The sequence below is a fragment of the Nitrospira sp. M1 genome (assembly GCF_965152605.1).
Genome location: NZ_OZ224217.1, coordinates 3,419,056 through 3,445,613, shown reverse-complemented (window position 1 = coordinate 3,445,613; position 26,558 = coordinate 3,419,056). Strand labels below are relative to the sequence as shown.

27 protein-coding genes are annotated in these 26,558 nt (G+C 47.5%); 12 read left to right on the top strand and 15 right to left on the bottom strand.

Annotation, left to right across the window (positions count from 1 at the left end; all coding sequences use genetic code 11):
- Positions 1–347 precede the first annotated feature (347 nt).
- From ACWHX8_RS15510 to ACWHX8_RS15500, 3 genes are all read left to right on the top strand, one after another.
- The gene (locus tag ACWHX8_RS15510) at positions 348–914 is read left to right on the top strand and encodes a polymer-forming cytoskeletal protein (RefSeq protein ID WP_447969041.1); all 567 of its coding nucleotides are present in this window, start codon (positions 348–350) and stop codon (positions 912–914) included.
- 186 nt (positions 915–1,100) lie between these two features.
- Positions 1,101–1,550: a bactofilin family protein gene (locus tag ACWHX8_RS15505; RefSeq protein ID WP_447969040.1), complete on the top strand. Its 450-nt coding sequence runs from the start codon at positions 1,101–1,103 to the stop codon at positions 1,548–1,550.
- 483 nt (positions 1,551–2,033) lie between these two features.
- On the top strand, positions 2,034–2,504 hold the full coding sequence (locus ACWHX8_RS15500) for a DUF4149 domain-containing protein (protein ID WP_447969039.1): 471 nt from the start codon (positions 2,034–2,036) through the stop codon (positions 2,502–2,504).
- 87 nt (positions 2,505–2,591) lie between these two features.
- Here ACWHX8_RS15500 and ACWHX8_RS15495 read toward each other — a convergent pair whose 3' ends face one another.
- From ACWHX8_RS15495 to ccmA, 9 genes are all read right to left on the bottom strand, one after another.
- On the bottom strand, positions 2,592–3,509 hold the full coding sequence (locus ACWHX8_RS15495) for a tetratricopeptide repeat protein (RefSeq protein ID WP_447969038.1): 918 nt from the start codon (positions 3,507–3,509) through the stop codon (positions 2,592–2,594).
- 20 nt (positions 3,510–3,529) lie between these two features.
- Complete coding sequence (locus tag ACWHX8_RS15490) at positions 3,530–3,970, bottom strand: cytochrome c-type biogenesis protein (RefSeq protein ID WP_447969037.1); 441 nt, start codon at positions 3,968–3,970, stop codon at positions 3,530–3,532.
- Positions 3,971–3,996: 26 nt separating this feature from the next.
- On the bottom strand, positions 3,997–4,551 hold the full coding sequence (locus ACWHX8_RS15485; RefSeq protein ID WP_447969036.1) for a TlpA family protein disulfide reductase: 555 nt from the start codon (positions 4,549–4,551) through the stop codon (positions 3,997–3,999).
- Complete coding sequence (locus tag ACWHX8_RS15480; protein ID WP_447969035.1) at positions 4,548–6,497, bottom strand: heme lyase CcmF/NrfE family subunit; 1,950 nt, start codon at positions 6,495–6,497, stop codon at positions 4,548–4,550. The genes ACWHX8_RS15485 and ACWHX8_RS15480 overlap by 4 nt, the downstream gene beginning before the upstream one ends.
- A 177-nt stretch (positions 6,498–6,674) precedes the next feature.
- Complete coding sequence (ccmE, locus tag ACWHX8_RS15475; RefSeq protein ID WP_447969034.1) at positions 6,675–7,127, bottom strand: cytochrome c maturation protein CcmE; 453 nt, start codon at positions 7,125–7,127, stop codon at positions 6,675–6,677.
- Entirely contained in the window at positions 7,111–7,623 is a 513-nt protein-coding gene (locus tag ACWHX8_RS15470) for a cytochrome c maturation protein CcmE domain-containing protein (RefSeq protein ID WP_447969033.1), read from the bottom strand. Before ACWHX8_RS15470 ends, ccmE begins: the two co-directional genes overlap by 17 nt.
- The gene (ccsA, locus tag ACWHX8_RS15465) at positions 7,620–8,345 is read right to left on the bottom strand and encodes a cytochrome c biogenesis protein CcsA (protein WP_447969032.1); all 726 of its coding nucleotides are present in this window, start codon (positions 8,343–8,345) and stop codon (positions 7,620–7,622) included. The genes ACWHX8_RS15470 and ccsA overlap by 4 nt, the downstream gene beginning before the upstream one ends.
- Before the next feature lie 80 nt (positions 8,346–8,425).
- A complete protein-coding gene (locus tag ACWHX8_RS15460) occupies positions 8,426–9,103 on the bottom strand; it encodes a heme exporter protein CcmB (RefSeq protein ID WP_447969031.1) in 678 nt (225 codons plus the stop codon).
- Complete coding sequence (gene ccmA / locus ACWHX8_RS15455; RefSeq protein WP_447969030.1) at positions 9,090–9,878, bottom strand: heme ABC exporter ATP-binding protein CcmA; 789 nt, start codon at positions 9,876–9,878, stop codon at positions 9,090–9,092. The genes ACWHX8_RS15460 and ccmA overlap by 14 nt, the downstream gene beginning before the upstream one ends.
- 144 nt (positions 9,879–10,022) lie before the next feature.
- On the opposite strand from ccmA, the gene ACWHX8_RS15450 reads away from it, so the two are divergent.
- Positions 10,023–10,637: a peroxiredoxin family protein gene (locus tag ACWHX8_RS15450; RefSeq protein WP_447969029.1), complete on the top strand. Its 615-nt coding sequence runs from the start codon at positions 10,023–10,025 to the stop codon at positions 10,635–10,637.
- Complete coding sequence (locus tag ACWHX8_RS15445; RefSeq protein ID WP_447969028.1) at positions 10,624–11,370, top strand: cytochrome c biogenesis CcdA family protein; 747 nt, start codon at positions 10,624–10,626, stop codon at positions 11,368–11,370. Before ACWHX8_RS15450 ends, ACWHX8_RS15445 begins: the two co-directional genes overlap by 14 nt.
- A gap of 98 nt (positions 11,371–11,468) precedes the next feature.
- On the opposite strand, the gene ACWHX8_RS15440 is transcribed toward ACWHX8_RS15445, so the two are convergent.
- Entirely contained in the window at positions 11,469–12,458 is a 990-nt protein-coding gene (locus tag ACWHX8_RS15440) for an outer membrane protein assembly factor BamD (RefSeq protein ID WP_447969027.1), read from the bottom strand.
- A 198-nt stretch (positions 12,459–12,656) separates the two neighbouring features.
- Between ACWHX8_RS15440 and ACWHX8_RS15435 the strand changes: the two genes are divergently transcribed.
- The 3 genes from ACWHX8_RS15435 to ispH (ACWHX8_RS15425) all read left to right on the top strand — a co-directional run bounded on the left by ACWHX8_RS15435 (position 12,657) and on the right by ispH (ACWHX8_RS15425) (position 15,949).
- Positions 12,657–13,652, top strand: coding sequence for a 3-oxoacyl-ACP synthase III family protein (locus ACWHX8_RS15435; protein WP_447969026.1), 996 nt, complete (start codon positions 12,657–12,659; stop codon positions 13,650–13,652).
- A gap of 152 nt (positions 13,653–13,804) precedes the next feature.
- A complete protein-coding gene (gene pyrF, locus ACWHX8_RS15430; protein ID WP_447969025.1) occupies positions 13,805–14,704 on the top strand; it encodes an orotidine-5'-phosphate decarboxylase in 900 nt (299 codons plus the stop codon).
- Positions 14,705–15,010: 306 nt separating this feature from the next.
- Positions 15,011–15,949: a 4-hydroxy-3-methylbut-2-enyl diphosphate reductase gene (ispH, locus tag ACWHX8_RS15425; protein ID WP_447969024.1), complete on the top strand. Its 939-nt coding sequence runs from the start codon at positions 15,011–15,013 to the stop codon at positions 15,947–15,949.
- 170 nt (positions 15,950–16,119) lie between these two features.
- Here ispH (ACWHX8_RS15425) and ACWHX8_RS15420 read toward each other — a convergent pair whose 3' ends face one another.
- From ACWHX8_RS15420 to ACWHX8_RS15410, 3 genes are all read right to left on the bottom strand, one after another.
- Complete coding sequence (locus ACWHX8_RS15420; protein WP_447969023.1) at positions 16,120–16,260, bottom strand: hypothetical protein; 141 nt, start codon at positions 16,258–16,260, stop codon at positions 16,120–16,122.
- 512 nt (positions 16,261–16,772) lie between these two features.
- A complete protein-coding gene (locus tag ACWHX8_RS15415) occupies positions 16,773–17,006 on the bottom strand; it encodes a DUF4879 domain-containing protein (RefSeq protein ID WP_447969022.1) in 234 nt (77 codons plus the stop codon).
- 292 nt (positions 17,007–17,298) lie between these two features.
- Positions 17,299–17,802 (bottom strand): hypothetical protein, encoded by a 504-nt coding sequence (locus ACWHX8_RS15410; protein WP_447969021.1) that lies wholly within the window; start codon positions 17,800–17,802, stop codon positions 17,299–17,301.
- A gap of 402 nt (positions 17,803–18,204) precedes the next feature.
- Here ACWHX8_RS15410 and ispH (ACWHX8_RS15405) point away from each other — a divergent pair, with 402 nt between their 5' ends.
- The gene (ispH, locus tag ACWHX8_RS15405; protein ID WP_447969020.1) at positions 18,205–18,921 is read left to right on the top strand and encodes a 4-hydroxy-3-methylbut-2-enyl diphosphate reductase; all 717 of its coding nucleotides are present in this window, start codon (positions 18,205–18,207) and stop codon (positions 18,919–18,921) included.
- 171 nt (positions 18,922–19,092) lie between these two features.
- On the opposite strand, the gene ACWHX8_RS15400 is transcribed toward ispH (ACWHX8_RS15405), so the two are convergent.
- Positions 19,093–19,344: a ribbon-helix-helix protein, CopG family gene (locus ACWHX8_RS15400; RefSeq protein WP_447969019.1), complete on the bottom strand. Its 252-nt coding sequence runs from the start codon at positions 19,342–19,344 to the stop codon at positions 19,093–19,095.
- 198 nt (positions 19,345–19,542) lie between these two features.
- Complete coding sequence (locus ACWHX8_RS15395; RefSeq protein ID WP_447969018.1) at positions 19,543–20,292, bottom strand: hypothetical protein; 750 nt, start codon at positions 20,290–20,292, stop codon at positions 19,543–19,545.
- A 975-nt stretch (positions 20,293–21,267) separates the two neighbouring features.
- Between ACWHX8_RS15395 and ACWHX8_RS15390 the strand changes: the two genes are divergently transcribed.
- The 3 genes from ACWHX8_RS15390 (at position 21,268) to smc (ending at position 26,497) form a co-directional block, all read left to right on the top strand.
- Entirely contained in the window at positions 21,268–21,504 is a 237-nt protein-coding gene (locus ACWHX8_RS15390; protein WP_447969017.1) for an AbrB/MazE/SpoVT family DNA-binding domain-containing protein, read from the top strand.
- The gene (locus ACWHX8_RS15385) at positions 21,501–21,938 is read left to right on the top strand and encodes a type II toxin-antitoxin system VapC family toxin (protein WP_447969016.1); all 438 of its coding nucleotides are present in this window, start codon (positions 21,501–21,503) and stop codon (positions 21,936–21,938) included. The genes ACWHX8_RS15390 and ACWHX8_RS15385 overlap by 4 nt, the downstream gene beginning before the upstream one ends.
- Positions 21,939–22,828: 890 nt before the next feature.
- Entirely contained in the window at positions 22,829–26,497 is a 3,669-nt protein-coding gene (gene smc, locus ACWHX8_RS15380; RefSeq protein WP_447969015.1) for a chromosome segregation protein SMC, read from the top strand.
- The last annotated feature ends 61 nt before the right edge of the window (positions 26,498–26,558 follow it).

The window sequence follows — 26,558 nt, the reverse complement described above, 5'->3', positions numbered from 1 at the left end:
GGGTTTCCAAGGATCGCAGGGCAATAGCGATATGACTTGTGTCAATGATTGATTTGAAAGAGAAAAGAAAGATGGATTGTCAAGCAATATTCGGTAGAACGACGGTCCAGGCTCGTTGAGAAGCGTTTCCACAATACGCCTTCAAATGGCTTACCCTGTCTCTGATTATCTCGCCAATGAATAACATGCCTTCGAATTATTTTATGATTTGTTTGAATAACAATCAGGATTTTAGAAAAACTGCCGAGAATATAAGTGATTTTCCTAGGGATGTCGTTGGGATTGTCCTAGGCGTTCCCTATGATTGTAAAACACCAGAATTGTTCCCTGGATCCAATTGGAGCGCAATGAAGCAAATTGCCTTGTTACACGGAAGGCCTTCCCGGCTAAAAGGTACGATCTATCCCATTCGTCGGATTTCCAGAATCGCACAAGAGCCAAAGCCTGTACGAGCGAAAACTCAGGAACCTGGTGAATGGCGGGAGGACAATCCTTCCGCCTTTTTGGGACCAGGTGGCGAATGCAAAGGCGTGATGACTGGAGATGGGAAAATGCGAATTGATGGAAATCTCGAAGGGGAAATCCATACACAAGGATCCGTGATCGTTGGTGAAGAAGGGATGGTGGAAGCAGACATCCAGGCGGATTCCATCGTGACTCAAGGAGTGATTACCGGCAATGTGAAAGCGAAAAAAAGCATGCATCTCAAGTCGTCGGCTGTTGTGAAAGGGGCTGTTACGACTCCGTTTCTTTCAATGGAAGAAGGGGCAGTCTTAGAGACTGATTGGTCTCTTTGGATTAACGGCGGGAGAATTCCAGGGAATGTGTGGAACGAGATGTTTCAGCATGAAGCGATCACGCATCCTCCTTGGTGGCCTTCTGAGGTTCCGGAATTTTCCATTCGCGAAGGATGAATAATGAATGATGCCGATGATGGCCAACCCACAGCAGGCATATTTATGTGATCGGGTTTCCAGCAGACTAAAGAAAATTCCACTAACCACCGACAACAGTTTGAGAATGATGATGAGTGCATACAACATGGTCTGGTACAGGTCACATCCACATAATTGTCCCACTAAAGGGGAAAGGAATGCGTCATGGCAATTGAATTAGATGAACGAGATACGATGAATGGACAATCAACCGGTACAACGACGAATGGTGGAAGCTCGGGCTATCGAAATGGGTCAACCCCAGCAGGAGTGAAGGGTGACGTTGTCGCGTTTATTGGTCCTGGCGTTGAATTTAAGGGTGTGATTAGTTATCAAGGAAGCGTGCAGATCGATGGAAAACTTGATGGAGAATTGCATACCGAAGGCACGCTCCTAGTCGGTGAGCAAGCCGTGATTACCGCCAAAATTAGCGCGGGTTCCGTGATCAGTCGTGGAGAAATTAAGGGAGATATTGTGGCAAAGGAAAAAGTCCAGCTTTTAGCCACAGCCGTCATGGAAGGGTCTTTGAACACTCCGCAATTATCCATGGAAAATGGCGTGGTGCTCAATGGCACAATTGAAATGAAAACCAATGGCGCCAAGAAAGCGTATTAAATAATCCCGTGTTGTGTGTGACGAAGGAAATCTAGAACCTGAAAGGGCACGGGAACGTATTTCACGACGATTGGGTTCGTCGTCGTGAGTGAAATCATCTGGCCCTGCTTGTCCATTCACACTCGAACCTTGGAGCGGTATCGAGATTGAGTGTCAACGCGATTGTCCTATGCGGACTTCCCTGCTCTGCTTGTAAATTTCCCCACCCATCGGTGTATGATCGCTGGTCAATACGATAGTTATAGCCGTTCCAATTTACTTCCGTCTGTCCGACGTGTGTTGTTGCGCTGTGTGCATGATGTACATTCGGTTGGAAGTTACGTGGTTTCGCTATAATACCTTCCCCCTGATGTCTTGAGCACTCCGAGAGGTAATTTTCAGTCAGCCTTTGACGGCTTGGAAAAGGCTGAAGTATAGTTTTTCCACAAAACAATTCGGAATACAGTACGTCCCGCCACAATTACTCAGAAAGCCATTACGCCTATGCCTCTATTTTTCGTCGTCTGGATTCACCTTGTTGCCGCCATTACCTTCATTGGTGGGCTGATCTATTTGCACCTTGTGCTCAGGCCTGTGTTGCGTTCTCAGGGGAAGGAGCCTGAGTCGAACGAAGTCTTACGACAGACGGGTCAACGATTTCGGACGATCACATGGATGAGCCTTATTGCGCTTATCTTAACTGGGGCCTTTAATATGTTGAGCGAAGGCGGATCGGCGAGAATCGAAACGGAGTGGGGCGTGGTGCTCATGCTTAAACTCTTTCTCTTTGCCATTGCATTTGGCTTAGTCTTAATCCATGACTTTGTATTAGATCCGTACGCGTCATCATCGCAACAATCTGTGAAACCGCAAGTGGTGATGAGCAACATTCGGCGGGCGGCGTTTGTTCAGCAAATGATTCTTGTGCTAACACTCGTTATCCTATTTGTCGCAACATATCTTTCATCGATGTAATGAACAATGGTGAGGTGTAATCGATTGTTCCGATTATTGGAGGCGGAGGAATCACTAGGAGTGTGAAGTTTTGAATCCTCAATCGATCTAGAACGGCGTTTCTCCGGCTCGCAGTTTCGCGAGTGCGTCTTTGACAAACTTTGCATCGGGACTTGCAGGGTCAAGGTTTTTAAAGGCCAAGGCCCAGGCATCTTCGGCTTCGCGGGGTCGTTTGAGGTACCACAAGGTTAACCCCCGGTACCAATTGACACCGGGCTCGTTCGGGCGGTCGATCAACACTTTATCAAAATAGCCCAGAGCGGTGTTAAAGACTTCGGGGTCATCAAATTTTCGTGTTTCAATCAAAATAACGCCTAAATTATATAATGCTTCATTGTTGCGAGGCTGCAGTTCTAGTACTTTCGTCCAAGCCTTATGCGCTTCTTCATATCGGTTAAGGACCTGATACGAGCGTCCTGCCATGATTTGCCCTTCCAGGTCATCTGGGTTTTTGCGTAATCGTTCCTCCAGTTTTGCCACCATTTCTAGTGGATTTGGTCCATTGCCGTCTCCTGGTGTCTGAGCCTGCGAGGCTGTGAGTTTTTCTAGGGCTTGAATTTGTACCCACAAATAGGTTCCCAATGAGGAAAAGAGAACGATCAATGCACAGATCGTTGCTGGTAGCCATATTTTTTTTCGGAGTGGAGTCGCCTGTTGGACTTTGGCGTCATCGGCGGCGTCCTTCTGCAATAGTTCAAGCCGATCAAGAACGTGTAGGAGGCGATGTTCATCTGTCACCTTAAGTCGTGCATGATCTTCTGGTTCCATTCGCTTTTGAGCAAGTTCAACATCGAGTTCTTGTAACGAACGGACGAGCACCTCACGTTCAACAACGAGATCGGCCAGTTCTTGCTGTCGATCGTCATTGTGAAACGGGGAGAATGGATTTGGGTCTTTTCGCCAAAACGGAGACGTGATTGCCAGGATGACAAAAATGAGGATCGTGATAACGGGAATAAGTAGCATTGTTGTTAGCAGATACGCGCTTAAGGATGGTGAAGTTCCCGTTCGATTCGTTCACGGGCTTCCTGATCAAGAGGAGGAGGCTGATGCTGTGGTGTTGGTGATGATGGCCTGACCCACAGTTTTACTTCTTTATAGAGGAAAAATCCCCCGACAAGCAGCAGGGCAAATGGTGCAACCCAAATCAACCAGTTCATCCCATGTTTGGGGGGTTGCATGAGGATGTAATCGCCATATCGGCTGAGAAAGTAGGCGTGAATTTCCTCAGGGGAATGCCCAAGGGTCAATCGTTCTCGAATCGCGCTCCGCATTTGAATGGCCAATGGAGCGCCGGATTCCCAAATGTTTTCTGTTTGGCAGACCGTGCAGCGGAGCGTTTTTGCGATTTCACGAACTTGCACGTCCAACTCGGTTTCATCGACCACTTTGGCAAACGTTTGCCAGGAGAGAGTCAAAAGCATCACGAAACAAAGCAGGAGGCAGCGGCGTATCATGTTGAGGATTGTGTGTTATTCAAAAGTGGAGAAATTACGTTTTCTGTCAGATTGGTATAGACTTGTCCGACGATTGGGCCGACCCATTTATGTCGGATGACGCCTTGCTGATCAATCACAAATGTCTCAGGTACGCCGTAGACTCCATAATCAATCGCCAAGGTCCCTTTAATGTCGCGGACATGTTGAAAGGTCGAGCCATAGGTCTTGAGATATTTCTTGGCATCAGGCAATTCATCTTGATAATTGATTCCTAACATCACAAAGTCCGGGTGATCTTTAAATTGCTGATGAAGGCGAAGGATGTCTTTGTGTTCCACTTTGCACTCGTAGCACCAGGATGCCCAGAAATTGAGCAAGACAACCTTGCCTTTATATTGATCAAGAGAAATCGTTTGTCCTGACTCAACATCCGGACCCGTAAAAGTCGGCGCAGTCGTTCCAATAAGGACTGTGGGTATACTGCGAGGATCCCCCCATAGCCCTTGATAAAAGAGAGCGAAGAGGGCGAGCAACCCTAAGGTCAATGAAATTTGTAAGCCGCGACTCATTCTTCCCGTCTTCGTGGTCGAAAAATATTGAGTAAGACGCCTAGCCCCATAATACCACCTCCGCCCCATACCCACAGAATGAGGGGATTAATCACGCCTCGAGCGACCGCGACGCCATCTGCTGAGACATCTGGCATGGTCAGAAAGATATGCCCCATATTGATAGCATGAATCGCTGATTCTGTCGTCGGACTTTGCGATGCCGTATAGACACGTTTTTGCGGTCTGAGTTTCGTGATGACTTCATTACCTTCCGTAACCTCGAACACCCCTTCTTGGGCTTTCCAGTTTTTGCCTTCGACTTCATGAATATTCAGGAGTTTCATCTCATAGTTGGCAATGGAAAAGCTGTCTCCCACTTTCATGGAGACGACTTTTTCTGTTTGATAAATCGTTGAGGCTATTATGCCAATGACCAAGATTAAGACCCCAATGTGGGTGATCAGGCTCGAATATCGGCGCTGATTGGCTGAGAAAGCTTTCAAAAAACCTTTGAAAATATTGACATGTTCGCGATTTGCATACAATTTGGAAATTTTCCCAAAATCGAGAAAAATAGCTGAACCGGAAAACCCGACAACAAACCCGCCAGCCAAGGCGTAGAGACTATGGATTCCGGAAATAAACAGGAGAACAATTGTCACAAGTCCGGCAATAAGTGGAACTAGAAAGTTTTTCTTTAAATTACTGGCAGAAGCCTTACGCCACGGAATGTACGGTCCGATGCCCATGAGAAAGAGCAGGCCTAGGGCAATCGGCATGAAGACCGCATTGTAATACGGAGGGCCCACCGTCACTTTTCCGCCTTGCAGGGTTTCCACCATTAGCGGATAGAGTGTCCCGAGAAACACCGTTGCAGCGGCGACCAGAAAAAATAAGTTATTGAAGAGAAAGATGGATTCCCGTGAAATAAACGAATCCATTTCTATCTGACTCTTGAGTTTTTTTGATTGAATGATCAAGGCTCCAAAGGCTGTGCCAATGATGGTCGTAATAAAAATAAGGATATAGAGTCCACGTTCCGGGTCGGTTGCGAAGGTATGAACCGAGGTTAGCACCCCGCTTCTGACTAAAAATGTGCCAATAAGCGACAGCGAAAACGTCACGATAATCAAGAGTAAATTCCATACCTTGAACATCTTTCGCTTTTCTTGCACAAGGACGGAATGAAGATAGGCTGTCCCCACCAGCCAAGGCATAAACGATGCGTTTTCAACGGGATCCCATCCCCAGTAGCCTCCCCACCCGAGTTCGTAATAGGCCCAATATCCTCCAAGCAGAATGCCAGTAGTCAGGCAGAGCCAAGCAAAAATAGTCCATCGCTGTGTGACCTTAATCCATTCTTCTCCGAGACGACCTGAAAACAGGGCGGCCATCGCAAAGGAAAAAGGAATGGAGAAGCCTACATAGCCCATATAGAGCATTGGAGGATGCATGACCATGGCCGGATCTTGAAGCAACGGATTGAGGTCCTTGCCATCAAGTGGGGTTGGAACTAAGCGGGCAAACGGGCTGGAGAGGAATACGATCAGAGAAAGAAATCCAAGCATGACCGCCGATTCCACCGCGATCAGATAGGGCATAATGGTTGGTTGAGTACGCCAATGTAGCCAAACGGCTAAGGTGCTGAATGACGAAAGGATAAAAGCCCAGAGCAGCAACGAACCTTCATGTCCACCCCAAACTGCGGCAACTGTATAGAAAAATGGCAGTTTCGAATTGGAGTTATTGGCGACGTAGAGAACGGAAAAGTCTCTCATGAGAAATGAATACACAAGCGTAGCCATGCCGATAAACAGCAATACGAACGTCAGAGTGACGGTAATGCGCCCTACTCGAACCCAGTCCGCATTTCGTGATCTGAGTGCGACGACGGATGAGCCAATACCCATTAGGGTAAGGACCCAGGCAACGACAACAGAAAAATGGCCAATCTCAATAATCATAAGTCGTAATGTATTTCATTCAATTGCGGGAGTTGGACGAAATGAAACGTGTTTGCACTTTTATTCTGGAGACCCTACTGGCAGCCGTCAGTAGGAAGGAAGGAGTTTCTGATCATGTCATGATACATCGTTCTTTAAAAACCTCTTGTCTCTTCATTCCTCTTACAATTCCCAACATTACCGAAGCGTCTTCATGAAATCCTTTTTCGGCAACTCGACGCCAGCCCGTTTCATTTCAATCGGCATGTAGTCTTCCGAGTGTTTGGCCATGATCATCTTAGAATGAAAAATCTTATCGGACTTCCAATGTCCTTCAGCAACGGCTCCTTGTCCTTCTTTAAAGAGATCAGGAGGGATGCCTTGAAACACTACCGGGATTGTGGCTTCTCCATCTGTGAGTTCAAAGGTCAGGCCGACGGGATCGGCCTGAGTTTTGATGCTTTTTTTAACAACCATGCCTGCCACACGGATTTTTTTCTGTGATTGCTCAGCTGAAAAAGCGCGAACTTCAGATGGTGTCACGAAATAGACAAGGTTCTCGCCGAAGTTTCCTAAGGCTAAGTAGCCCAGGGCTCCAGCGACAAGAAGAATGCTCAGAATCAGACTGGTTTTTTTACCTTTGGTCCACATGGGTCTCGAACTCGGGTTCATAGAGTTTGGATTCTTTGATTTCCTGAAACAAGCACGTCACTTTGCGACTCATCGAAAACACACTTGCCACGAGCACGACAAAAGCAATGAGATACGCACTCGCAACAAATCCATAATTCGTGACTAGCGCGGTCTCCTTCGCTTGAAACATCTGGGCTTCTGGATCCCACCGTCCAATCAGGATCAGTGTTTTTAATTCACGCAGGTTTTCCAGAGGCGGCCCCTGATACTGGACCTTGAGATTCTTCGTCTCCCCCAGCAATGCAAACTCAGCATGCCCTTCTTCGGGGCTTCCGGTCAAGCTGCCGCTTCCGACCATTCCCTGCACTCGGATGGGGGCTTGCGAATGCTCGCCTGCGATCACGGCTGCCGGGCTCACGCTGGCCAAATTTTCTTGATAGTTCCTGGTAGCAAGGACGGTCAATAGTATGGCCATCACAATCACGCCTGCCCATCTCAGATAGAACCCGGTCATGAGCTGGTTTGAGTGAGGTGCACTTGGCTGAGAAGGCGTCCTTTTTTTGCCTGCAGCAGATTCGTTAAGTATAGCATTTGTGTTCGAACCATGAGCATGTAGAGAAACAATAGATTGAGTCCAAGACTCATGATTGATAAAGGCAGCAGAATATCTCCAGACATACTCACTCCCCGCATGGAAATGGATAGCGGTTGATGGAGCGATCGCCACCACTCAGCCGAAAAATAAATAATTGGCAAGTCGATGCCACCAACGATGGCCATGACTGCAGCATATCGCCCTTCTTTATCTGGATCTTCTACAAAGGTTCGTAGCATAAGATATCCTGACGCAATGAGCAGCAGGATAGCAAATGAGACCAGTTTGGGGTCCCACGTCCACCAGGTATTCCAGGTAGGTTTCGCCCAAATAGCGCCAGTAATAAGCGATAACATGGTAAAGATGACGGTGAGGCCTGCAGCTGCTTGACACATATTGTCGACTAACGGGTCTCGTTTCCATAGATACCAGAGACTGCCGAGAAAGAGCGATGCGTAGGCCATGAGCGAGGTATGGGCAAGGGGGACGTGCACATACATAATGCGCACAACTTCCCCTTGATAATAATCAGGCGGTGAGTCGAATAATCCCAAATAGAGTCCGTAGAATATGCAAAAAGCTGCGGCTGCACCAAACCATCCCTTAAACCGTTGAATGCGTCTAATGAATCGATTCATCATGATAAGGCCGAAGACGAAGTGAAGGCTGTTCTTGAAGGACCTGGAATTGTAAGATCCCTTAGAGAGGATTATACCGGAGGCTATGAATCCAGAATCAACTCAAATAACCAAAAAGACACAACCGTGAAGATGACATCAAAAATTGTCAGTAATTCTATCCAGTGGAAGTAGAGTGCCAAAGGTTGAGCATTGAGTGCGCCTCGTGTGGCCTCAACCGCAGCAATCATCACTGGAACAGCCAATGGGAGCAGCAAGACGGGAAGCATGACTTCTCTGGCACGAATCTGAACGGTCAGTGCCGAAAATAGCGTCCCAACGGCTGAAAGTCCCAGTGTCGCTAAGAAAAAGATTAACAGAAGAAGGTCAATTTCTTCAACAATATTCAGATTGAAGAAGAGAACGAACAGGGGAAAGAGCATGACTTCGACGACGAGCATGAACAATAAATTTCCAAGCATCTTGCCCAGATAGATGGCCCCTTTCGGGGCTGGACTCATCTGAAGATATTCCAGGGCGTCATTTTGCAGTTCTGCGGAAAAAGACTTCCCTAAGCCAATGATGCCGGTGAAGGCGAAGGAGACCCAAATAATGCCGGCGATCAGTTGTTGCGCGGCATCTTGATCCATGGCGAAGCTAAAGCTGAAGACAAGAATAACGATGAGAGCAAAGAAGAGCATGGAAGACAGGGTCTCCCGACTTCGCATTTCACTGATAAGGTCTTTCCAGACCACCCATTGAATTACTCTAAGAAATGTCATGGGCTTGGTAATTGTCCGTATGTGAAAAAGTTAAGAGGCCTTGATGGAGAAGGCCTGTTCGGTGAGCCACCTTGGCGGCTTTTTCTCGATCATGGGTGGTCATGACGACGACGCCAGCTCGTTGAGTGACTTCACGAATGATATGATTGGTCACTTGGACGCCGCCTTCGTCCAGGGCATTGTAGGGTTCGTCTAAAAGAAGGACTTGAGGTTGAGCCAAGATTACTTTGGCTAAGGCGAGACGTCGTTTCATGCCGGCGGAGAAGATTCGTGTCTTCATTTCACCGAATGCTCCAAGACTGACTTGGTCCAAGGATAATTTTAACTCTCGAAGAGTTGGGTGTTGGCCTCGCATGGCCATGGCAAAGCGAAGGTTTTCCATGGCATCGAGATCATCGTATAAGTGTGAACCATGGGCCAGAAACATGCTGGCTTGTCGGACGGATTCTTTTTCAGTAATGCCATCATGACCAAGGATGGTAAATTGGCCACTCGTCGGTCTGACCAGTGTCGCTAAAATTCGTAGGAGCGTGGTTTTGCCGGCGCCATTGGATCCGAAAAGGGCAAAACACTCACCAGTTGGAATTTCAAAGGATAAATCTTCAAAAATCCGATAATTTCCAAATGATTTGCTGAGTTGGAATGTCTGGATGACCATTGAGAGCGTATTAAGGGTTACCTGCGGCTTTTTCGCCGTTTCATGAATGGCGAGATTCCATGTGTTAAATGATTGTGGGTGAGGCCGTTGACTTGACCTTCGATTATGCGATTGCACTATAGCCTAGGTAACCGAACTTACGCCACGTCTATCGATGGGAATCTTGATCAACATGAATCTCAGGAAGTTCGGGTGTGGTATACTTATGAAGTGCGGTGTGTTGACGGCCTAATTGGCTAGATTTATATTGAGTTGAATTTCATGAATGCCTACTCTTCAATGGTCGCTCATCTTCGAATAGTTCTTCTGGGGATGGTCTGTCTGCTCATGCCTATCTGGGGCTGTGATTCCGGATATTCCGGGCTTTCCGACGTGTCTTCGAAGGATCAGCAGATGCAAGTCAAGCGTGGGTGGCCAACTATCGGAGCGCCTTCACCTCCATTCACGCTGAAGAATATGGAAGGCAAGTCCGTCAGCTTGTCAGATTTTAGTGGCAAAGTTGTGTTGCTAAACTTTTGGGCAACGTGGTGCGGTCCCTGTCGAGTAGAGATGCCGGCCATGGAAGCCCTGTATCGAGAGATGCAGAGTCAGGGGTTGGAAATTGTGGCTGTTTCGGTGGATGCTCAAGGCACAGAAGTCACAAAACCTTTTCAGGAGGCCATGGGATTGACCTTTCCAATTTTGCATGATCCTGAGTATGAAGTGGGATTGGAGTATGGAGCTCGAACGCTTCCGATCAGTTATGTCATTGATCGGAAAGGAATTATTCAACATCGGGTATTTGGCGCTCGTGACTGGAACGGTCAGGAGGCAAAAAAAATAATTCAGGCGCTCCTCGATCCTCCTCCGGCATTGGACTACGATGGACTCCTTTAATCAAGTTTCTCTCTTGGCCGCATTTAGCGCCGGCTTTCTTTCGTTTATTTCCCCATGTGTGCTTCCGTTAGTGCCTTCCTATCTCTCGTACATCACGGGCTTGTCCGTAGAGGAACTCTCCAATGTTCGTGAGCGGGAGCGGTTTCGGAAGTCAATCATGATCAATTCGTTGCTTTTTATCGCCGGGTTTTCCTCGGTGTTTATTGCTTTTGGGGCATCGGCAAGTTTTATCGGGCAATTGCTGTATCAGTATCAAGACCTCATCCGAAAGGTCGGGGGGGTGCTTATTGCCGTGTTTGGGCTCTACCTCATGGGTGTGCTTAAGATGCGGTTCTTCATGACTGAACGGAAGCTGTTGCATTTCGAAAAACGGCCGTTGGGATATATTGGATCGTTTCTCGTCGGGACGGCATTTGCCGCAGGCTGGACGCCCTGCGTGGGACCTGTTCTGGGTGGGATTCTGGCCTATGCGAGCACGACGGAGTCCATGCAGGATGGCATCGTGCTCTTAACGTCCTATTCAGTAGGGCTGGGGTTACCGTTTTTTCTCACGGCGTTTGGCGTGGATAGCTTTCTGACACATTTTAAAAAGTTACGGCATTACCTCGGTGGGGTCTCGATTGTCAGTGGAGCGCTTATGGTTGCGATTGGCGTGATGTTATATGCAAATTCCGTCACCATGGTTACGAGTTTCCTGGAACGAAACGGTATTGGGTGGTACCTCGGACAATAGTCTTTCTTTCCCCTAGTTCTAACTAAAACCTAGAACATACTTAAGGGGCATCTCCCCAAAAAGGGCAGGTCCTATTGAATGTCGAGCGACGCCCTCTTCTAGCACCATTGCCCTGCTTGACATGTTGCAGGCGTTGACGCGTTTGACGGGGATGGTGTGATGGGTCGAGGAGTAGGTGTGAGGGCTGACGATTCACACCATGAGCCAATGGAACATTCCGAGAGGGTATTGGCTGGTTGCTGAGACGTGCTTTCTTCTAATGGAGGGAACGCGAGAATGTCCATTGGTGATAAAGCAGGCTCAACTTTCGCGAGTCTGATAGGTTGTTCTTGTTCAGTTGGCATTTCTGGAATTTCAAGGTTTGGATGGTCGTTCTGCAGTTTGGTGAGCATTTGCATGCCACGGTCATAAAATGGATGGTCCGTGTCTTTTTGGGCCAGATCGACAAGCCAATCTTTCGCCCATTCCACATTTCCCAGTTTTTCATATGTTTCGGCTAGGTGGTACTTGGCTTCGCCTGCCGTTTCCAGATGTGGGTATCGTTCCACGATTTGTTTGAAGCGGTGAGCTGCGGCAAGATAGGATTCACGATTGTAATAAAACTCTCCAACGAATAAATCGTGCAAGGCTAGATGTTCTTGGCATGAAGAGACTTTTTCGTGCGCCTCGGCTTCATAGCGACTGTCAGGAAATTCCGTGACAAGCTTGCGAAAGGCGGCTAACGACTCTTGAATAGGTTCAGGATCTCGATCAATTGTTTTAAATCGTTTATAGTGACTCATGGCAATCTTGTATTGCGCATAGGGGGCTAACATATGATTACGATGAAGGTCGAGAAAATGTTTATATTCGACGATGGCTTCAAGAAATGATTCTTTTTCAAAGTAGGCTTCAGCGCGTTTCATGATGACATTGGGATCGTAATTCATTTCAATTGAATCACCCACAAAAATTTGTTCGTCTGTCCCACTCAATATTGCAGGAGAATCGGATGAGGAAGGCTCTGGAGTCGATGAGCAGCCAGTAAAGATGGCGCCGCATAGAGCACTGCTTATAAGAAGGTTGTAGGCGATGGTTTGTCGTTTCATTAAGTATGGTACCTTAGTGTGAGCATTGGGAAGTCCTTCATACGTTTACCATAACACAAAAAACATGCCAGGCTACCAAAGTCATGAGAATTAAAGCAAATTCTATGTGTGATTCCGTGTTGCATCGATGCCTTTATGCCTCACTGTGCGGGAAGACCTACACGAGACCTCACTATGATTCTCAAGGATGCGACTGACATGTTTGGGGCAACAATTATTGGAACCGGGTCGTTTTTGCCGTCTCGAGTCGTTTTGAATAAGGAGATAGCCACGAATCTTGGTCTCGATGAGTCATATATCTATCGAGTATCTGGAATTCGTGCACGGCATTGGGCCAGTGAAGCTGATGAGTGCTCTCTGTTGGGAGAGCATGCTGCTCGGCAGGCGCTCGAGCAAGCCAGACTGCACGCCCGTGAGATCGACACTATTCTGTTCTCGACGACATCGCCGGAAATGGGGGCCTTTCCATCCACGGCCAGTCTGTTGCAAGGCCGTTTAGGAGTGAAGGGAGCCAGTGCCTTTGATTTCAGTGCCTCGTGTTCAGGCTTTTTGTATGGATTGTCTATGGCTGATACATTAATTCGGTCTGGTCAGAGTGAGCGATGTTTGATTGTTGCGGCGGAGATCAAGTCACGATACTTAGATCCTGGAGATAAGGGAACGTCCATGTTGTTTGGCGATGGAGCTGGAGCTGCCGTCGTGTCTAAATGCCAAGAGTCGCATGTCGGAATACAACGTGTTCGGGTATTTGCGGATGGAAAATATTCCAACCTTGTGCGCATTCCCGCAGGAGGATCTCGTGAGCCAATGTCTGCTGATACGATCAAAGAAAAATGTCATACTCTTCGATTAGAGGGGGCATCCTTGTTTCGTGTGGCAATCAAGCAGCTTGCTCCAGCCCTGCAAGAGCTTCTGGCGATGAACCATCTCGCAATTGATGATGTTGATCATGTCATGTTCCACCAAGCCAATAGTCGAATTTTGGCAAAACTTGCGAGCCGATTGAATATCCCCGCTCGCTGTCTGTTTTCGGTGATTGAACAGACGGGCAATACCTCATCGGCTTCATTGCCGATCACATTGGATTTTGCCAATCGTCAAGGGCGCCTCAAGCCTGGTCAGCTCATTCTTCTTGGAACGATTGGGGGAGGCATGACCTGGGGGGGCGCGTTGATACGATGGAGTGGTGGGTGAGTACTGTATGATGTTGAATCGAGCCATTTCGCCAGGTGTTTATTGACGGGTGTAAATAGTTTTCGTACTGTGTCCATGGTGAGTGCTGGTACTGTGAATGTCTGATGGCCACAGATTTTCTGAGATAGAAGAGGACCGCAGAGAGCAGACACATGGGTGACATAAATTTTGCCGATGTCATTATTGAACGCACACGGAAGTTTGGGCACTCGCTCTGCGTTGGACTCGATCCCCATGTTGATCGTATTCCAAAAATCTTTTTTGCAAATAATGGACGGGAGGTTTCTCCGGTCGAAGGTATGGCGACGTTTTTTCATGAGGTCGTGAAGCGATTGAACGGCAAGGTCGTTGCCGTGAAACCGCAAAGTGCGTTCTTCGAACAATATGGAGCTAGTGGAATACGGGTGCTCGAAGAGTTAATGGTCACATGTAAGCAGCAGGGAATGCCTGTCATTCTGGATGCCAAAAGAGGAGATATTGGGTCGACCGCTGCCGCCTATGCCGCATTGATTGATCCGTCCAGAGCCGAGTCGGCCAATGCAATCACACTCAATGCGTACCTTGGCACTGAAACGATTGAGCCGTTTTTGCCACATGTTATTCATGATGGGGCCGGTATTTTTGTGCTTGTCAAAACCAGCAATCCCGGTGCTGCTGAGTTTCAAGGGCTCAACGTCGATCATGATTTCCTGTATTGTCATGTAGCGAAAAGCCTGATTCGATTGCTGCCCAATACGATTGGCACGAGTGGATGGTCGAGTATCGGTATCGTTGTTGGTGGAACGTATCCAGCGGATGCAATGAGAATCCGAGAGATTCTCCCCCATTCGCTCTTTTTAGTGCCTGGGTATGGGGCACAAGGTGCGTCGGCAAAGGACGCCCTCGCAGGATTTGTCAGGGGGCCGAAATGTTTGGAGGGTGGGGTGGTGAATGCCTCTCGATCTATTTTGTATCCAGTTGGTGTTGATGCGACTGTGACAGAATGGGAGGCCGCGTTTGACGAGGCGGTGTATCGATCCACCAGTGAGTTGAGAGAGGCAGCTATGCTCTAATGGAACACCGTGTGGTTCGGTTACGCTGGATGTTTTCGAATCGGAATGAAGTTCCCCAATTACGGGCATCCTCATTTTGAAGCGTTTCCTGCTATAACCTGATTTCGATGGGTGTCGTGTGGACAGACATTGCTACGAATGGTTCAATGAGTCGTTTTTTGACTGCTCACTTTGCAACCATTAGCAGGAGCAGATAGAATGCCACATAGAAATTACGGCTTTGGCATGTCTGTCGTTGATGAATACGAAAGCTGACGAAGTACTGAACACCATATTGTGAACGGATAGATCATAAAGGGGGGGAGAGTGAAAATTTACTTAGCGGATCCGCGCGGATTCTGTGCAGGAGTAGACCGGGCTATTGAAATTGTTGATTTATCACTCAAAACCTATGGCGCACCGATTTATGTCCGTCATGAAATTGTGCATAGTCGTCATGTCGTCAATTCTCTTCGAGATAAAGGGGCCGTGTTTGTCGAAGAATTAGACGAAGTGCCCGATGGAGCCATCGTCATCTTTAGTGCGCATGGAGTAGCGAAAAGTGTGTGGGAAGAAGCCAATCGACGCAATCTCAAAATCATTGATGCCACCTGTCCTCTCGTCATTAAGGTGCATAATGAAGTTAATCGTGATTACACCAATCAGTACGAACTGATTCTCATTGGGCATTCCGGACATCCAGAAGTGGTTGGTACACTTGGACAGGTTCCTGATAAGTTTCATCTGGTTTCCTCCGTGGAGGATGTCGAGAGTCTCGTGGTCGAAAATTCGGATCATTTGTCGTATGTCACGCAGACGACACTTAGCGTCGATGAATGTCGGGATATTGTTCAGGCCTTGAATCGACGGTTCCCTGGCATCAAGGGCCCTCATCAGGAAGATATTTGCTACGCCACGCAAAACCGGCAGAATGCCGTGAAGGAACTGGCCAAGTATGTCGATGTCATTTTAGTCATTGGGTCTCCGAACAGCTCGAATTCCAACAGACTCAAAGAGCTTGGCGAGCGATGTGGGAAGGCTTCGTACCTGATTGATTCCTACCAGGACATTAAGCCTGAATGGCTAGAGGGAGCGAACGCCATTGGCATTGCGGCAGGAGCTTCCGCCCCAGAAGTTCTCGTGACCGAGGTCGTCGATTATCTTCGGACATTAGGCGCGGATGAATTAGAGGAATTAACCGTGGTCGAAGAAGACGTTGAATTTCTGCTCCCGAGAGAACTGCTCGTCAATCAAGGCAAAGGCTGACGCTCAAGAGCAAACATAGCTGGCGTTACACCGCTGCCCATCGGTACATGCTTTTTGGGTTTTGTCCTTGTCTACTTCCTCTTTCTGGTGTTTTCTGTGCATTGCGCACTTTACACGTTGAGTTCTTGTAAAAACCCTGACAATGTGAATATTGGTATCACATACAACCTTCACGACCGGCGTTCTTTGAATACGAGCGCATCAATGTCATCTTCTGTGAGAAAACCCTTTCTCTGAGCTTGCCGGACCCCGTAACGCTGAATCTCAAAAAACTCTTCCCCTAAACGATGTTGCTCATATGTTTGAATCATCTCCCCAAAAAGCTGACTCTTGTTTTTTGATTCTGTGTAGATTTCGGAATTATGTGACCGGATTCTGTGGGAATTATTTGTCCAACTGATGCTCAAATAATTTCAAAATCAGCCGTGGAGTTAGGAGAAGTTTGCTGAAGCAAAGAAGAAAGAGCGGGTTAAGCAAATCAGGTAGATGGCTAGGGACGTTCGAATATTTCCCCGGAAACACGGAAGGAGTCCATTTTCGCTTTGGCAAAAAGCGAAAATAGAACCTCCTCAGGTTTCGAATAAGCTAACAGGTAGTCTTATGAACTACTGGTAGCCATCAAGATTGAAAAAGCATTGAGAAAGTCATGAAAGGAGAAAAAAAGACTCACCCGAAGGAATATTTTCCTCCAGGTGAGTAGTTGCAATAGTCGTTACTGAATGCTTAACGAATCAGATAAGGTATTTGAGGGGAAACATCCACTACAGGACGTAGCTTGAATCGTAAAAAATCCCCCTTGGCTGGGGGTAGCATTATAGTAGCGTCACCACCCGATAATCGTTCCACTAAGATCAGTAATCCCCTGAGAGCCTAATGATGGGAGTATGGCACCGCCTAATTTCGCTACATCCCCATTGGAATATCCAAGTTGTACTGTCTCAACAACCATACAGTTGCCGCCATGGTTTTGATTCGTAACAGAAACAAAGGGAAAATTAAAAAGGTCTTCCACTCCACCCTGTTGAGAATTCACTCCGCTCACCTGAAGGTAGCTCAACCCTGGGGCTGGCCTTGGGCGTATTTCTTTGATTGTTCGACGCTTTTGTTAATCCGTTCATATTTTTTAATTAATTTTTGAGGCGCTGGACCAAGACGGCTATCGATAAGCTTTTGCAGCATTGAGGGAATTTCAACTCCTTCAGCTTTATGAAATTCTCAAACTAACACCGTCTGGTTCAACGCGATGCACACAAACAGGAAGGTGGTAAGCATACGAAGTTTCAGGTTAGGCATAGTTCTCCTTTGAAAGAAATGGTGATAGTGAATGACCTTACATGAACACTCGTGGGTTAACTGATTATTTTCCCATATTGGGGAACATTTTCTCCGGCTCCTATGGCTTGAATGATCTGGCTCAGTCGTTCAAATCGTGGAAGGAGCTCTCCCCCTACATCGCCCTGGTTTTTGAGAAGATTGATCGTCTTCTCGACATAGGTCGCCAAGTCAAACCGGCCTAGTCCGATCGATTGTAATTGATACTCTTGAGTGTCAAGAATGTTCACGTTCGTGCCTGGAAGAATGAAAGAAGTGCCGTTCTCAGCTCTCTTGGCCCGTAATTCAACGATTGCCATGGTCATGACTTCGTCCGTACTAATTATTCCTCTCTCATGCATGCTTCGGGCGAGTCCTCCAAATTCATCAGCTGTCATATTGCGGAAATTGTAGTTATTCGTGTGGACCTGCACCGCCTCTTCATTCTTCACTTCTGTTTTCTTCACAGATTGGGTGGGGAAAGCCGATGATGTATAGTCAACAGCGGCGAGAGCTTCAGAGACAATCGATTGAACCTGCATAGCCTGGATCTTCGTTGAACGTTGTTTTATGTGTTCGTGATGCCTGATGATGTCGTACTCTCTCTACTCACAAGCAAACCTTGTACCACCCCATGGCTGAACGAGAAACAGCAGGGACTACGGGATTCAGAAAAGGGGCAGTAGGACGCCAGAGGGGAATCGTGGGATCAGAAAATTCGTAATCTATAAGGAATTTTGAGCATCAAGTATCTGATCCCGCCATACTGAGTAAATCTACGATGAGACGGAGACAAGAAAGATCGCTCTTGCGGTTCCTTGTTCAGCCATGTATTTGCCAATGCATGGCTAGGAAAAAAGCGGAGAAGCGGTAATTGCTGCCGTCGGTCTTTCTCTTAAGACCGTGTCGGAGAATCGGAGCAAGGGGACGAAAGTAAGAACTTCATGCTCAAGAAAAGTGTGTGGGAAGAAGCCAATCGACGCAATCTCAAAATCATTGATGCCACCTGTCCTCTCGTCATTAAGGTGCATAATGAAGTTAATCGTGATTACACCAATCAGTACGAACTGATTCTCATTGGGCATTCCGGACATCCAGAAGTGGTTGGTACACTTGGACAGGTTCCTGATAAGTTTCATCTGGTTTCCTCCGTGGAGGATGTCGAGAGTCTCGTGGTCGAAAATTCGGATCATTTGTCGTATGTCACGCAGACGACACTTAGCGTCGATGAATGTCGGGATATTGTCCAGGCCCTGAACCGTCGGTTCCCTGGCATCAAGGGGCCTCATCAGGAAGACATTTGTTACGCCACGCAAAACCGGCAGAATGCTGTGAAGGAACTGGCCAAGTATGTCGATGTCATTTTAGTCATCGGGTCTCCGAACAGCTCGAATTCCAACAGACTCAAAGAGCTTGGCGAGCGATGTGGGAAGGCTTCGTACCTGATTGATTCCTACCAGGACATTAAGCCTGAATGGCTAGAGGGAGCGAATGCTATTGGCATTGCTGCAGGAGCTTCCGCTCCGGAAGTTCTCGTGACCGAGGTCGTTGATTATCTTCGGACATTAGGCGCAGATGAATTAGAGGAATTAACCGTGGTCGAAGAAGACGTTGAATTTCTGCTCCCGAGAGAACTGCTCGTCAATCAAGGCAAAGGCTGACGCCCAAGAGCAAACATAGCTGGCGTTTTACCGCTGCCCATCGGTACATGCTTTTTGGGTTTTGTCCTTGTCCTACTTCCTCTCTCTGGTGTTTCCTGAGCATTGCGCACTTTACACGTTGAGTTCTTGTAAAAACCCTGACAATGTGAATATTGGTATCATATACAACCTTCACGACCGGCGTTCTTTGAATACGAGCGCATCAATGTCATCTTCTGTGAGAAAACCCTTTCTCTGAGCTTGCCGGACCCCGTAACGCTGAATCTCAAAAAACTCTTCCCCTAAACGATGTTGCTCATATGTTTGAATCATCTCCCGAAAAAGTTGACTCTTGTTTTTGGATTCTGTTTTGGCCATTTTTTCGAATTTTCTAGCTAGTTTTGGCGGGAGTGAGACGGTTAAGGCAACTCGTTTTTGGTCCATGGTGTCCTCCTGTATGACAAAATTATGCTCTAATACAAAAAAGCCAGCAACCTTTCTTAAAGTCCGACTTCTTTCCTAATCGGGGTTTGGAGTCAAACGGAACGGTTTTGTACGCTAAGGGCAATGAGGGTGGCAGGAAAAGTGTTATCAGAAGAAGGCCGCCAGCACTTTAACAATATTGATTCTTCAAGGAAGCGTTCATCCTGAAGACAGCGGTTCATTCAACACCGTTCGTACGGCATTGAGAAACAATGAGTGTCGGAGGAACGGGTTTCCGACAAACAATGTTCCCTTCTTCAATTGCTCTCGAATTACACCATTGGGCTCTTCTATTTTTGAAGAAGTTTGTGCATGAGGGGAAGTTCCTACTCCTCTGGTATGACGTGGAACAAATGTTCCTGCCCTGTCGGTGGGTTCATGATGTTTCCAGATCGTCCCTCGCTCTATCATTTTCTCTCGATTCCGCTGAACGGCCAGAAAAAATCCTGCCTGTCCAACGTCTTCTGTATTGTGCCCATTGGCAAGTGCATAGTCATAGGCTTCTCCCAAGCGTTCCCTATCGCTTGCTGTGAGGAAATCAAAGACATTCCCTGAGGCAGCAAAAGGATCAGGGGCACGGCTCTGAATAGTCAACACGTGCTCTTGGATGAGTATTGTTTGGATCTCCTTCACCGTCGCTTGAGAGAGAGGCTCTTGCTCAGCGAGGGATTGGACAGTGCTCTCGACAATAGCAAGATGTCGGTCTAATGGAAGATACCGTGGGAGTTGATGGTCAGAAAGTATCTGGCTGGCCTTCCGGTACAACTCGTCAAGGTGTGAGCCTGACGGACTAATCACGACATCGGTGGCTACGTCAGTTGTGAAGGTTCCCTTGGAGGAAGAAGGTGGGTGTTGGTCCTGTGGCGGTTCATGCTTGAGCGGCGCATGTTCAGATGTTCGAATGATCATCAGGCTTTCCCGTTTTCCAAGTTGTCCGAATCAGGTACAATTCGGCCAACTTGGAACGATCTATTTAATTCGTATCCCAATCGACGTGAATGGTATAGGCGGTGCGCATAGCTGATGTGGCTGGATAAGACCCACCATGTAATGTAAACTTTAATCCAAAGGACCCACGGGCTTTCTCTCCATCAAATGCATCAGAGCTATCATTTTGTGCTCCTGCAATATCTATACAAATATGGTTCGTGTGCAAATATTCCTTGCGCTAGCAGAGCTCAACTATCATTGAGGTATGTCCATTGGAAATATCATTCCAATCCCACATCACATTTGTGATTTTAGCTGTAGAGGGAGATCCCCCCCCAAGCCATCGTCAAAGTAAGTGGTGGCGTGCCCACCAAATGTGGTTGGTTATTGTAGAGACAGTCCTCTTTGTCCCGCGTTGCTAAGCTAAAGCAAGTGTAAGGCCATACTGATAGTGGGAAGCTTCGACGCAAGATTGATTTGCCATCTGGGCACAAAAGATCAAGGGAATAATGGTTTAGTGTGGCAATAGCGAACGGCCCGTCCTTTTTATAAGGTGAAAAAAGATACTGCGATAGGCAATTCTTGACAGCGATGTTTACCTATTGAGTGGGGCTAGCCCAACAAAGGTACGCAAACGGCCATGGGATTTCTTGAAAGTGTTTGTCAATCCATTTTCCTCTTCCTCTGTCTTTACCAGTTTCTGTGAAAGATATAAATAATTCCAACAAATAATGGCATTCTTGATGAGGCGATTACTCATTTACATTGGCAGAAATCGTGATGAAGGGAGAACTCAGACCGCTGAAACGGCAATCCGAGATGGAAGAACGGTCTTAACGTACGTTTTCGTTCAGTTGGACTTTAAATCCCTAATCAATGATGTACCTTGACAGTATATCCAAATCGCTTTACCATAAAGTAAAGCGATTAAATGTCTTTCCCAGGGGAGTGATTATGCCTGATGCAACCTTGAGCTCTAAGCATCAACTCGTTTTACCGGCTGCCGTTCGAAAGCAATTGGATATCAAGCCTGGCGATCAAATTGATGTACAAGTGGAGGGCGATCAGGCCGTTATTCGGAAAGCTCCCAAATCCTATGTGGAAGCTCTTGAGAAGGTTCCTTCCACCCTATGGAAAGGATATGCGCGTGAGTTGGAGGCTAATCGGGAGCAATGGGATGAGGAGCGTTGAACCGAATTCCGGCAGGAAGTCGAATCGCGCTTGATACGGTTGCCTTTATTTACTTTCTTGAGCGACACCCTACCCATTATAAGTCTGCCAAAGATTTGTTCGAACGTATCGAAAAGGGAACGATTGAGGCTGTGGCCTCAACATTGGTTTTGACTGAACTGCTTGTACCAGCCTTTCGTGCTGAAGATTTGTCGAGTGCCCAGGAAGTCTTCAGATTGGTTTCTCACTTCCCACATCTCGAGCTTATTGAAGTCACCGCAAGCATTGCCTATAACGCCTCACGGATTCGGGCCAAATCATCTCTTCGAACTCCTGATTCCCTGCATTTGGCAACCGCCGCGATGGAACAGGTTGACTGGTTTGTGACCAATGATAAGGCGTTTACCCGAATCCCAGATCTTCCTTTCAAAGTTGGATTGTTCTCGCATCGCTGAACTCTAGCCTTAGAACTATAGTATTTTAACTTTTTCTCAGTACCTATGATTTGACGCCTGCAGGCCAGTCCGCTGGGTGAACACCTCTCATGCTGGGCGGGCTTGTTTGAGTGCAGCGAGTTTGCCCGCCCCACCAACCGGGGTTCATCTCATCCGATGAGCCTGGCCTGGGCCGTCCATGGTTTTGGGTCCTTTTGCCGAAACAAAAGGGCCTCGGCTGCCGGGACGAAACCCGGCAGAAGACAAAAACCTAGGAGAAAGAAGATATGCCTACGATGTAGAAAGGAAGGGAAATATATAAAGTTCTTGAGCAAAAGCTTTTCTGACTTAACGACTTCCCAGATGAATAGGTCTTCATGAAAAGTTAAAAAACCATATAATTGGGCATTGCTTTGAGCTGAAAAGATGAGATTTGTCAGCCATGGCATTTCAATAAGCATGGACAGGCCCCCTTGATTTCGCTTTTTCCTCTATCCTTTCAAACTTGTCCTTCCTTCCTGATTTTTCTTTCGATTCCCACGGCATACCGTGGGAGCAGAACTATGAAGTAGTCTGCAGTTATCCCCATCTTGCCCACAATATGTGGCGTGAATGGTGGTATTACACTACTTTATTTGGTGGTTTTTTTGATTTTACGAAAATACTGTGGTAGATCTGTACGAATATAGCGAATCACAATACGTTCCAGTTGGACCCTTGTACACGATAGTTCCTTTAACCGTGATCTGTTCAGTATTTAGCATTTGTTGGACTCTCATGCCTTTGGATGTTCCAATTACAGGTGTCCAAGTCACTTGCACTGCGGTATCAGATACTTCAAGGTGCTGAAGTTAATAGAATCGGCTATATCACTCTAATACTCTTAATCTCCACATCTATGGAGGAATAGCATGCATCTCCAGACTTTGATTGTCGAAGGGTTTAAATCCTTTGCCGAAGCCAAAATCGAATTTCCCCAGGGCGTCACGGCGATTGTCGGGCCTAATGGTACAGGGAAAAGTAATATTGTGGATGCGTTGCTTTGGTCACTTGGTGAGCAAAGTCCAAAATCTCTCAGAACGGAGAAAATGGAAGATGTCATCTTCAATGGAACGGAAGTCCGCAAGCCGATGGGCATGGCCGAAGTCTCGACGATTTTTGGAGGGGTGACGGAGCAAGAGCTCGAAGCATTATCGGCGTTGGGGGATGCATTGGCGCAATCTACGGAAATCATGATAACCCGGCGACTGTATAGAGATGGCGACAGTGAATACTCGATTAACAAAATTCCATGCCGGCTTAAAGATATCCGAAGCCTCTTGTGGGCCTCTCGAGCCGGGACAAAAGGTCATACGGTCATTGAGCAGGGTAATATCGATCAATTGCTGAGTGCGTCGCCATTAGAACGCCGGGAATTTATCGAAGAGACGGCCGGTATCATTCGCTATAAAAAGCAAAAGGCCGAGGCTCTGCGGAAATTAGATTCTACAGAACAAAACCTGTTTCGAGTTCGGGATATTCTGACCGAAGTGCAGCGTCAGCTTCGGTCGTTGGAGCGTCAGGCCAGGCAGGCGCGAAATTATCAAGAACTGCAGAGTGAAGCAAAAGCCCTTGAAATCCAGCTTCTTCGATGGGAGTACGAACAGTTACGCGATAGCCAGCGAGCGATTCTTCAAGAGTTAGAAGAGTCCGAGACGCTGGAACTGGGGCAGATCACTGAAGAAAAGCGGATATTGGCAGAGCAGGAAGTCATCAAGTTGGAATTAGCGAAAACCGGAGAGTCCGTCACCTTAAGTCGTGAACAACTGAGAGAAGTTGAGCAAGCCATGGCTCATTCCTTAACCTCTATCGAGGTTCTTCGGAACCAGCTTGCGCATTATGAGGAACAGCATGAGCAGGCTATGAGAGAGCGGACGCGGGTCAAGGAGGATGCGGATCAATCGCAAGGATTGACGGAATCGATTGTGGAACGGATTTCACATATGCAGGGGCAAATTGAATCGTTGGAACAATCGGTCATTGATGGAGAGCAGCAGCAGACAGAATTGATGCAGAAGCGGGCAGTCGCGAGTGAGGAACTTGAGCGTCTTCGAAAAACACTGCTGGATCTCACGGTGAAGAAATCAAACATTGAAAACCGTTTGGAGAGTTTTGAGGAAAGACGGTCCGGTCTTGCGCGTCGATTGGAGCGTTTGCTGCTGGAACGTGCGGAGTTCGAAGCCCAGCAGACTCGCTTGTCTTCGGAAGGTGAAGTGTTGCGTCAGCAGCGTGAGGCATTAGCGGAATCCCTTGAACAGTTGCGGGTCAAACGTGAAGAGGCCGAAGCGTCTGTCCAAACGTTGTCGGAAAATCAAAAGGCTCTTGATGGCCGCCTCATAGAAGGGCGGACGAGTTTGGCGGGAATCGAATCCGAGCTTCGTGCTCTTCGTGCGGTGCTTCACGAAGAATTTGGCTATAGTGCGACTGGTGAGATTGAAGAGACGTCGATTCGGGGAGCTTGTCGGGAAGTCAAGGAAGTCTTTGCTGAACGTATGGACGTTCAGGAGCATGTTGAGAAAGCCATTGAAGCGGCATTAGGTGACCGTATAAAAGCATGGGTCGTCGAACGCCCTGAAGATGCGATTCGGGCTATCACCACGCTCAAGGAGCAATCGCTGGGTCGTGGAAGCTTTGTGCCTGTTGATCTCTTGCCACCTCGGTCACGTGATGAGGCAGGATGGGAGCACGCGCTGCTTGATGAGACTGCCATTTGGGGGACAGCTATCAGTTTTGTCAAAACTCCACAAGAACTTCAACGGGCCACGATGCTGTTTTTGGAGAATGTCTATGTGGTGGAGTCACTCGAAGCTGGCGTGCATATCATGGAAAAACATCAGTGGTTCGAGGGAAGAGGGCCGTTGCTTGTCACAGCAGATGGTGAAACGATTCAGCCGTCTGGTGTTATGACGGGTGGTGTGGTGGGAGAGTCTGGTGGGGTGTTGCGCCGACGAGGTGAAATTCTCCGTCTGGAAGCGAAAGCGAAGGAATTAGGGGCGAGTATCGAGAAAGACCAAACGGATCGAGATGCCGTTGCTCATGACCTTGAATTGACTCAGTCTCAGCTTCAAAGTCTTCATCAATCGATTCGGGAGACCGAGGTGCGACATCTGTCCTTGGAAAAGGAAGAAGGCGTTCGAGCGAGCGCGCTTCCTGAGATACTCCGTCGTCTTGAGACAATACAGCATGAGCAACTGTCGGAAGAGGGGGAAGTTGCAAAACTGCAGGAAGAGTCAACGCTACTTCAAGGGCAATTGACTCAACTTGAGGCGACTCAAACCGAACGCGAACAAGATCTTGAGCATGTGTCTCAGGACTTTGCGAGCGTGGAAGCCAAAGTGAGAGAGTTACAGACATTCATGACCGAAACGCAGATGAGTCTGAGGACTTTTCAAGCTCAATGCGCACATGAACAAAGTGATCTCTCTCGTCTGCAGCAGGAAGAAGTTGCCAGGACCACAAGAATCCAAGAATTAGATCACCAACTCGAACAACTTTTTATCCAGACTCGTCAAAGTCGTGATGAACGTGTGCGTTTGGAAGAGATGTTTGAGAAGGCGCAAGATAAAAAGGACGGTATAGAAAAGACGCTGACCGAATTTCAAGACCAGTATAATCAGGTTCTTGAACAGACTCGACTGTTTGATCGCCAAGTGGCAGACGTTCGAGAACGACTGGCTGAAACGCTGAAAGTCCGAAACGGGGTGACGGTGCGTTTAGCCGAGGTTCGAACCAAATTGACCACGGTCGAAGAGACGCTCACCGAAACCTATGGACTTGCGTTAGAGACCTTGCAAGCTCCGGTTGTGACGGCATCACCTGTCGATGCGGATGAGGTCGAATCAGAGAATCTTCCTGGAAGTCCGTCTGAGTGGAAAGAGCAGTTGCAAACCATTCGCGGGAAATTAGGACGCATGGGGCCAATTAATCTTGCGGCGATTGACGAGCATCAAGAACTTCTGGAGCGTTGTGAGTTTCTCACGACTCAAGAAGCCGATTTAACCACGTCGATTCAATCTCTCCAAGAAATCATCCAACGGTTGAACCAGACGACCAATAAGCTATTTTCTGAAACCTTTAAGAGTATTCAGGAAAAATTTAATGAGGTATTTACAGCCTTATTTGCCGGTGGGCGTGCGGAGCTTGTCCTTGTCGAGCCGGAGGAAGAAGAAGGTGAAACAAAAAGACGAGACGCTGGTGTTGATATTATCGCGCAGCCCCCAGGCAAGCGCTTGAAAAATTTGTCGATGTTGTCAGGTGGTGAAAAAACCATGACGGTGTTGGCGTTATTGTTTGCGAGCTTTCTTATTAAGCCTTCTCCGTTTTGTGTGCTTGACGAGGTTGATGCACCACTGGATGAAGCCAACGTTGGGCGATTTGGGCAATTTTTGACGCAAATGGCTGAACGGTCTCAATTTCTCATTGTCACGCATAATAAACGAACAATGGAAGTGGCTGACTCTCTCTTTGGCGTCACGATGGAGCAACCTGGGGTGTCGAAGTTAGTTTCTGTTCGACTCAATGAACTTCAGGAAATTGCATAATTCGTCTTCCAAATGGGTAAATGACGGGTTCTATGAACGAGTCCTTGTCTTCACTCTCATA

Excerpts from the sequence above, each read along its gene's own strand:
- ACWHX8_RS15390 (WP_447969017.1), top strand. The coding sequence starts at position 21,268 with ATGCCTGATGCAACCTTGAGCTCTAAGCATCAACTCGTTTTACCGGCT.
- ispH (WP_447969020.1), top strand. The coding sequence starts at position 18,205 with ATGCTCAAGAAAAGTGTGTGGGAAGAAGCCAATCGACGCAATCTCAAA.
- ACWHX8_RS15445 (WP_447969028.1), top strand. The coding sequence starts at position 10,624 with ATGGACTCCTTTAATCAAGTTTCTCTCTTGGCCGCATTTAGCGCCGGC.
- ACWHX8_RS15435 (WP_447969026.1), top strand. The coding sequence starts at position 12,657 with ATGTTTGGGGCAACAATTATTGGAACCGGGTCGTTTTTGCCGTCTCGA.
- ACWHX8_RS15495 (WP_447969038.1), bottom strand. The coding sequence starts at position 3,509 with ATGCTACTTATTCCCGTTATCACGATCCTCATTTTTGTCATCCTGGCA.
- ACWHX8_RS15410 (WP_447969021.1), bottom strand. The coding sequence starts at position 17,802 with ATGCAGGTTCAATCGATTGTCTCTGAAGCTCTCGCCGCTGTTGACTAT.
- ACWHX8_RS15420 (WP_447969023.1), bottom strand. The coding sequence starts at position 16,260 with ATGATTCAAACATATGAGCAACATCGTTTAGGGGAAGAGTTTTTTGAG.
- ACWHX8_RS15450 (WP_447969029.1), top strand. The coding sequence starts at position 10,023 with ATGAATGCCTACTCTTCAATGGTCGCTCATCTTCGAATAGTTCTTCTG.
- ACWHX8_RS15505 (WP_447969040.1), top strand. The coding sequence starts at position 1,101 with ATGGCAATTGAATTAGATGAACGAGATACGATGAATGGACAATCAACC.
- ACWHX8_RS15395 (WP_447969018.1), bottom strand. The coding sequence starts at position 20,292 with ATGATCATTCGAACATCTGAACATGCGCCGCTCAAGCATGAACCGCCA.
- pyrF (WP_447969025.1), top strand. The coding sequence starts at position 13,805 with ATGGGTGACATAAATTTTGCCGATGTCATTATTGAACGCACACGGAAG.
- ACWHX8_RS15485 (WP_447969036.1), bottom strand. The coding sequence starts at position 4,551 with ATGAGTCGCGGCTTACAAATTTCATTGACCTTAGGGTTGCTCGCCCTC.
- ACWHX8_RS15460 (WP_447969031.1), bottom strand. The coding sequence starts at position 9,103 with ATGACATTTCTTAGAGTAATTCAATGGGTGGTCTGGAAAGACCTTATC.
- ccmE (WP_447969034.1), bottom strand. The coding sequence starts at position 7,127 with ATGTGGACCAAAGGTAAAAAAACCAGTCTGATTCTGAGCATTCTTCTT.
- ACWHX8_RS15480 (WP_447969035.1), bottom strand. The coding sequence starts at position 6,497 with ATGATTATTGAGATTGGCCATTTTTCTGTTGTCGTTGCCTGGGTCCTT.
- ACWHX8_RS15400 (WP_447969019.1), bottom strand. The coding sequence starts at position 19,344 with ATGGACCAAAAACGAGTTGCCTTAACCGTCTCACTCCCGCCAAAACTA.
- ACWHX8_RS15510 (WP_447969041.1), top strand. The coding sequence starts at position 348 with ATGAAGCAAATTGCCTTGTTACACGGAAGGCCTTCCCGGCTAAAAGGT.
- ccsA (WP_447969032.1), bottom strand. The coding sequence starts at position 8,345 with ATGATGAATCGATTCATTAGACGCATTCAACGGTTTAAGGGATGGTTT.
- ACWHX8_RS15500 (WP_447969039.1), top strand. The coding sequence starts at position 2,034 with ATGCCTCTATTTTTCGTCGTCTGGATTCACCTTGTTGCCGCCATTACC.
- ACWHX8_RS15470 (WP_447969033.1), bottom strand. The coding sequence starts at position 7,623 with ATGACCGGGTTCTATCTGAGATGGGCAGGCGTGATTGTGATGGCCATA.
- ACWHX8_RS15440 (WP_447969027.1), bottom strand. The coding sequence starts at position 12,458 with ATGAAACGACAAACCATCGCCTACAACCTTCTTATAAGCAGTGCTCTA.
- smc (WP_447969015.1), top strand. The coding sequence starts at position 22,829 with ATGCATCTCCAGACTTTGATTGTCGAAGGGTTTAAATCCTTTGCCGAA.